The sequence below is a fragment of the Lacticaseibacillus salsurae genome (assembly GCF_045862175.1).
GTDB lineage: Bacteria > Bacillota > Bacilli > Lactobacillales > Lactobacillaceae > Lacticaseibacillus > Lacticaseibacillus salsurae.
In genome coordinates this window covers 1-7,180 of the sequence record NZ_BAAFZI010000077.1, presented here as the reverse complement: position 1 = coordinate 7,180, position 7,180 = coordinate 1, and the positions used below count along the sequence as shown (strand labels likewise).

Sequence of the window (7,180 nt, the reverse complement as noted above, 5' to 3'; positions counted from 1 at the left end):
CTCAACTTTTGCACGGAACACTGCACGAGCCTTGATCACCGGTATTGCCTATAACCTGGTTCAGCTCTTTAAACAGCTCTTTGTCTCGGAAGACCGTCGTTCAACCATCTCCTCGCTACGGTTCAGTCTCTTTCACATCGCCGGTAGGATTACTTGGCACGCCCGTCGTGTGGTGATTCATCTTGCTTCTAACTATGTTTACAAGAACTGGTTTAGTCGGCTCATGGACGAAGTCCATCAGTTGGCGACCTGAACTGAATAACTGAATAGGTCGTGCGTCGAGCCGAAAACTGGGTCGGTCTGTTCGTGGTGCATCGATCACCAACTTCTCCGCTCAGTCAGTATTCGCAACGCTCCAAACGTTGCTTTCAGACCGGCCAGATGCGATTTCATGTCCCCAATACCGAAGTGAATAATCCAGGCCATATTTAGCATCATCAAGATATTAACCATCACCCTTCCCCAAGATAAAAAGATGCACCACATAATTCCGTCCCAGGAATCCAAACCTTGCGTCACTTGCCCGTTTAAACTGTGGCTAAATATAACTTATTGACTAAAAAATCGAAGTAACCGAAAATGCGATTACTAAAACACCCAACGCATAAGTACCGTTAACCAATATCACGGAAAGGTTGACGACATCAGGTAACGACCTGGGGTATGTCTCATCAAATTCGATAAGTTTCCCCGAATAATGGGCCATACTGCTTCCCTCGTAGGGCTTCTAGCACTGCCAATTCGTTGGTTTAATTTGTTCGGCAGCAACCGTAACGGTATGGCGCGTGACGGGCTAGGTGTGTGTGCTATTTAACTGTCAAAGAACTTCAATGATCTATTTGAACAACTACTTAGGCACATACTTGATACGATCAAGTGACCCACCCATGTGATGACGACGAACAATCAATTGCCGATGACCATCTAGTACAATCCTTGCCCGCTGATAAGCCTCACTCAATGGAATTACAATAATCTCCTCAGCACCAGAAGCAATCTGAGGCGTATAGAATCCGTTATCATTATTAACCCAAACTCGCCCGCCATAGTCTTGAATATAAATCCCATCTTCTAGCAACTCTGTCAGCGTAAAATGCCGAACTCGACGCTCAAAAAAATGACTTCGATCATGATGACGTGCTCCCATAAATAATCCTCCTGAGACAGACTACGTTGATAAAACAACTTACTCAGAACAGTTAACCACCGCCTTATCACTTGCGAAGACGACAACACTACCTAGGCAACACCAGTCTGTATACCCCAGGCCACCCTACAAATAACATCGCTTTAGTTAACTTTGTAAGGGCTTGCTAACAAGATAACACCAGCTTCTAAAAAAGTCCAAATATAAACCACGCAAGGTCTACTGCTGTGGTCAAAGCGTCCCCCAAAAATCTAACCAACCATACGCCCCTCTAGGCATGACATACACAATCAGTAAAAGCAGAGGCAGGGCTAAGTACAAGATCAAAAGCGGCAAAACGAAAAAGCCACAATAGATAATTGTAATGGCAAATCGGAACTTTTAATTTACCCATCCCACAACATAGTTTCTGCAGCAATTTGAATCGATTTTTCTCCTTGTTTGTCGTTACCTTTTTTTGTCATCGCCAAATAGTCAGCCCATGCTTGCGCCTGTTTGGAATGTCCTGCTTCGATTTGCCGACCAGCCATCATCATCGTGATCAAGACCAGCCCACCGTTGCGTCCACGAGTTCGTTGTACTCGAAGTAAACCATGCTCTGCAACATAGTCTAAGGTCTTATTGAGAGAATCGCGGCTAATTTTCAACGCTGAGCGGATGTCCGCAGTCTTTAACGCCAGTGACGTGCTACGTGCACCCAGGCGCTGGATGTACTTCACCAGGTCTTTTGCCCATTCTGAAACGTGAGAATATTTCCGCATGTGGCGTGGTTTAGCAAATTTCACCCAATTTTGGCGACCTGCATACGCAAATGGGCGGACTTCTGGCGCCCAGCGATTCATTAGTAACTGAATGTAGGTTTTATTTGCACCTTGATACTTTCCTGAATACGCACTTCGAAGAATTCCACGGACTTCAGTATCTCGCAGTGGTTCTGGTTGCTTTGAATTCCACTCATCAGCAAGGTCATAAGCACGGTCTTTCCCCCACCCAGAGGAGTAACATGCCAAGAGCATCGTTAAAAGTGTATTGTTGCGACCAAGATCACCATCACCACGCACGACTGTAGCGTGCACGAGCGCATTAAACCACGGTTGGTCGGTTTGTTTTGGACCGACACCTGGTTTGATCACCGTAGCCTTTTTATTTACAATGTCCTTCGCCCAATCCAGCAACATGCTGAAATCAAGAGTGAGCGACGGTTCAAAGAAGCGAATCGTGTCGTCAGACGGCATTCTGAAGAAGCCTAGATCATTACACCCAACGTCTACTTGTGGGAGCTTCTTCAGGACGCTTTGACGCAACTGCTCACTGACTGTTTTAGCGGCTTCGATTGCTGGATAGCGAGTCCCCTTCTTGGCAATAAAGACTGGCTTCCACAAAACGTAGTAAGCTTGATATCCATGTGGCGTTTCGAGGATAGCTGTCGGCCAGATTTCTGGGTCGAAAAGATCCTTTTTCTTGATGATGAAGTTTTCCAGCATCGCTTCAGAGTACCGAGGTTTGTGATCGCCAAAATCTGCATCAACTACCAAGGTGTTGATTTGCTTAAGGTTCTTTTCGCTGTGACCCACGATGGTCTTGCGGACATCATCCGAGTAAGTTCCATATCGGAAGATGTTTGGTGTCCAATGGCTACAACCCATGTTATCAATTACAGCTTCTTGTGAGGTTGCAATGAAGCCCCGTGCTTCAGACAAGTTCTGTTTGGTACGTGTCAAGAAGACTGCACCATGCGGACGGACTTCCAGAGTTTGATCCAAAACAACTAATTTAGAGTTTTTATATTTGGTTTGCGCGAGACCCTCGTGCAGGATCAGTTTAAGCATGTCTTTAGATAAGCTCATCTGGATCAACCTCCTTTCGATTTTTGACATAAGAAAGAGCCTACTCCCCCTAAGGCAAATAGACTCATTTTTATGATTTAGATTCAAGCTATGCAAGCCACTAAGGGACGGATCGGTGGCTCAGCTATGTAGGCACAGTAACACCAATACTCTGATTAGACAAATTTTAAGCGCTAACAACTAGAGTTATACACTAGACACGCGTTTTTGAAGTGGCGGTGCGACCTGTCCCTTTGATGCGCTTCTCCCTCGGTCGGATGTCGTCTCCTCTACCACAATCAGTGTGGTAGAAGTAGGAACCGATGGCTCTCACGATGCTCTCCGGTTTGTCCTCCGGATTTTTTAAATCACTCAGCATTTACAACCAGAGCAAGTTGGCTGTATAATGACTTTACTTACGTGCGATGTGACGACGCCAATCGTCCTGAGCTTTTAGCGGCCTGCATGGCCGTTTTTTTATTTATCTTGAATTTAAACGTTTAGAAACCGCATTGCAAGGCCTTTTTTCATTGTTTTAATAATAATGTGTCCATTTACACATATGCCCATAGGCACATGTGTAAATGAGAAAAAAATTATACTTGTATACTTTTATACCCCTAAATATGTGCACATGGACACATGCGTCAGTTAATGTTCAATGCTGTTACAATAGTATCTAGTAACAGTGTGATGTGCACATGTGTCCATGCGGGTTGACTTTTACGAGATATTCTTCTATATTTTTACTTGTATAAATGCGTCCATGTGTCCATGTGCCTATAGACACATGTGTAAATTGGAGGAAAAAAATTTGGCAACAAATTCTAAAAGTGCGCCTTCAGCTCCAAAACTCAGTCGTCCGCTGACAATCACTGTAGCCAATGAAAAAGGTGGGGTCGGCAAAACTTCCATCAATCGATACCTGCCATTTGTTCTTGCCGAACGCGGATATAAGGTTCTGGTCATTGACGCAGATCCGCAAGCGAACCTTTCCAAGACGATGGGTATCACCAAAAAGGCCTATGCACCTGATGAGATTTTCATAGTAGAAAAATCCATGATGGCCGCTGTACGCGATGGTGACCTTGAGCCAGCGCTCGTCAATGTCGTACCTAATCTTGATGAAGTCCCTTCAGACATTGATTTTGCCAGCTTTTCTACTTTCTTGTCGAAGAAATATGGGTTAGCCGATCGGACAGACGATGATTATTATGAAGTTGAATCTAAAAAGGTCCGTGTTCTAAAAGATCTCATTGAACCAATCAAGCCAAATTATGACTTCATCTTCATCGATACGCCACCACAGCCACGATCTGATTCAACTCGTAACGCGACCATGGCATCTGATTACGTCATTATTGCTTTCCAAACCCAGTCTGATAGCCTTGATGGCGCAATTTCGTTTATCAACGGGACGTTAACTGAATTACATGAAACCTTTGGAGCAGAGACTGATGTTTTAGGGATCTTGCCGAATCAAGTTTCAAACTCCGGTGCAATTGATCAAGTTGTTATCGAGGATGCGATCCGGATGTTTGGCGAACAAAATATGTTTAAACACATCATCCCGTTTGCAAAGCGAATCCAATCTGCCCCTCGTGGCGGGGTTACTCGTCAGGGTTACTGGAACACCAAATTATTCAAGGACGTCTTCGATCCTTTAGCTGATGACTTAATTGAACGACTTGAAATGGTAGGAGAAATCAACGATGGCACAAACTAATAAAAACAATATTGGCTTCTTTAGTGATAAAAAGAAGAAGCACTCTTCTGACATGAGTTATCAACCAAACATCCCAGCGAAGGAAACTTATGATTCTAAACCCATCAAAGTCCCTGAAGCTAAAGAACAAACTGAAGCAGCAAAACCTGCCACTCGTAGTCAACCTGCAGCTGCATCAGCAAAGCCGGTCAAGGATGTTCGTCGTACGATTCGTGTTCCTCAACAAACTTTCATCGAAGTTCAAGCATTGCTTGAACTATCTCCTAATAAGTATATGTATGAAATTCTTGAAGACTTGGTTGACGAATATGTTCAAAGTCACGTCACTAACAATCCTGAATGGAGTCGGGCTTACCAAGCGTCATTGGAACGCATTCGAATGACTGACGCAAGAAAACGAAATCTGTAGTACCATCGGAGGCCGAAAATTCGGCCTCCTTTTTTATAATTTGCACATGTGCCCATGGACACATGTGTAAATTATAAAATTACGCCATACGAGTATTCCATGGCTTGTTGAAAAACTAGTCCCGTTGCAGGTTTTAGATCCTTTCGATCAACGATCATCATCTAGTGATTCCCTTTCATTTAACGCAATCCTGAGCCTCAATAGATCTAAATTCCGTGCCGAAGCTCATCTATGAGAATCCATTGATATCAATAGTGATTTGAAACACGTTTTATCCTCACCTAATCGTGATCAAAAACAATCTCTGATGGTTGGCATGGTCCCGGTCGAGTGAGAGTCACAATCCGCATTTCCAAATTATTTACACATGTGCCTATGGACACATGTGTAAATAATTGATACACCAATTCCATTCAATGACCGAAATGCCTGCAGGTGAGGCAATGCGCCATTCTATGAAGATACAAGCCACACTTTTTGCCTTACACCTGATTACGGTCTAGATGAATCAATTGATGGTTGTTCCATTTTTCAGCCTTCGTAAATCAATAGCAGCTAACTCATCCTAAAAGCGACGAATCGACCTCATCTCTAGAAGCTGCACACTCCTTGAAATTTGAAACGGTCTCCTATTGTTTCTGGTACTGTGTAATCTCCCACCGACTGTTAACTCAGCGCTGTAAGAAAAATATCACACAGGTTTACACATGTGTCCATAATTGTCAGACATGAATCAGTTCCTAGAATCAGGATTGAGACTCTTTTAAAACAATAGGGGACAATAATTGGGAACAGTTCGATCCAAACGCAACCGTGAAGCCGAACAAGGATCTATTGGCAACAACAACTTCAGTGTACCCGTATTATTCAGGTAATCTTCTATTTGTACAGATCGATTGCACTCTAACATGATATCCGCATTTTTGAAATTCCAGCCGCCTTAAGATTCGACACGATGTTCGCAGTCTACATGCGCCAATCATATAACCGGGTTGCAAAATGTATCTGTATCTTTGCACGACGGCTTTTACACATGCGTCCATGGGCACATGTGTAAAAGCCTGATTTTTCCCAACATGATGTACTTTGCAATGTAGCGCATAGACACATGTGTCCATTCAGAACAGTCTCTACACTACAAACGACAAACTTCCCAAGTCTATAGATTGATACGAGGCTTCTTCAATTGCCAAATCCTTCATGCTGCACTCCCTAAATAGTTCGATTAGCAGATCAACAAGTTCTAATCTGAATTCTTTCAACTTTCACGTAGCCATTGATCAAGTGCGTACCTAGTTTAAATTATCAAAACACCCTGTTATGTACGAGGAAACTCTACATCCGAAAGTTAACTACATAAGTAGGCAATAAAGGTGGTGAATCGGTCTTGCATACCGCAATCTCGCATTCAGCATTTACACATGTGTCTATGGGCACATGTGTAAATGCTTGCTTTATTCCCGATTTGACGGTATTTCAAAACTTCGAAATGGACACATGTGTCATTTCTAAATTTTCAAAATATACCTGGATTATTCACTTCGGTATTGGGGACATGAGATCGCATCTGGCCGGTCTGAAAGCAACGTTTGGAGCGTTGCGAATACTGACTGAGCGGAGAAGTTGGTGATCGATGCACCACGAACAGACCGACCCAGTTTTCGGCTCGACGGGCGTGCCAAGTAATCTTACCGGCAATGTGAAAGAGACTGAACCGTAGCGAGGAGATGGTTGAACGACGGTCTTCCGAGACAAGGAGCTGTTTAAAGAGCTGAACCAGGTTATAGGCAATACCGGTGATCAAGGCTCGTGCAGTGTTCCGTGCAAAAGTTGAGCTGTCTGTTTTGTCAAAGCCAAACCCGCATTTCAGCTCCTTAGTTTGGTTCTCAGCATTGCCCCGCTGTCTATAGGTCTTGAACAAAGTCTCTGGAGCCTCGGAGGCCAGGCTGGTCACTACGAATGCGTGGTTCCAGGGAACTAGCTCATCTGCCGTATGAGTAGAACATACGATAACACGGCGAGCTTTACCCCATGACGCGGCCTGATACTTGAATTCGTGGTAGACGCATTTG

The 7,180-nt window shown here is 44.0% G+C and carries 6 protein-coding genes; 3 read left to right on the top strand and 3 right to left on the bottom strand.

Annotated features, from left to right (window positions below; all coding sequences use genetic code 11):
- Positions 1-253: transposase (locus ACKTSG_RS13165; RefSeq protein ID WP_407891817.1), on the top strand; the 253-nt coding region annotated here is incomplete at its 5' end.
- Positions 254-847: 594 nt separating this feature from the next.
- Here ACKTSG_RS13165 and ACKTSG_RS13160 read toward each other — a convergent pair.
- Together ACKTSG_RS13160 and ACKTSG_RS13155 are read right to left on the bottom strand one after the other, a co-directional pair.
- Positions 848-1,147 (bottom strand): hypothetical protein, encoded by a 300-nt coding sequence (locus ACKTSG_RS13160; protein ID WP_407895408.1) that lies wholly within the window; start codon positions 1,145-1,147, stop codon positions 848-850.
- Between the two features lie 386 nt (positions 1,148-1,533).
- Entirely contained in the window at positions 1,534-2,994 is a 1,461-nt protein-coding gene (locus ACKTSG_RS13155; RefSeq protein WP_407895406.1) for a primase C-terminal domain-containing protein, read from the bottom strand.
- A 793-nt stretch (positions 2,995-3,787) separates the two neighbouring features.
- On the opposite strand from ACKTSG_RS13155, the gene ACKTSG_RS13150 reads away from it, so the two are divergent.
- Together ACKTSG_RS13150 and ACKTSG_RS13145 are read left to right on the top strand one after the other, a co-directional pair.
- Positions 3,788-4,699: a ParA family protein gene (locus ACKTSG_RS13150; RefSeq protein WP_407895404.1), complete on the top strand. Its 912-nt coding sequence runs from the start codon at positions 3,788-3,790 to the stop codon at positions 4,697-4,699.
- Complete coding sequence (locus tag ACKTSG_RS13145) at positions 4,686-5,108, top strand: hypothetical protein (RefSeq protein WP_407895402.1); 423 nt, start codon at positions 4,686-4,688, stop codon at positions 5,106-5,108. Before ACKTSG_RS13150 ends, ACKTSG_RS13145 begins: the two co-directional genes overlap by 14 nt.
- Positions 5,109-6,624: 1,516 nt before the next feature.
- Here ACKTSG_RS13145 and ACKTSG_RS13140 read toward each other — a convergent pair.
- The coding region (locus ACKTSG_RS13140) for a transposase (protein ID WP_407895401.1) at positions 6,625-7,180 on the bottom strand (556 nt) is incomplete at its 5' end.

Excerpts from the sequence above, each read along its gene's own strand:
- ACKTSG_RS13160 (WP_407895408.1), bottom strand. The coding sequence starts at position 1,147 with ATGGGAGCACGTCATCATGATCGAAGTCATTTTTTTGAGCGTCGAGTT.
- ACKTSG_RS13155 (WP_407895406.1), bottom strand. The coding sequence starts at position 2,994 with ATGAGCTTATCTAAAGACATGCTTAAACTGATCCTGCACGAGGGTCTC.
- ACKTSG_RS13145 (WP_407895402.1), top strand. The coding sequence starts at position 4,686 with ATGGCACAAACTAATAAAAACAATATTGGCTTCTTTAGTGATAAAAAG.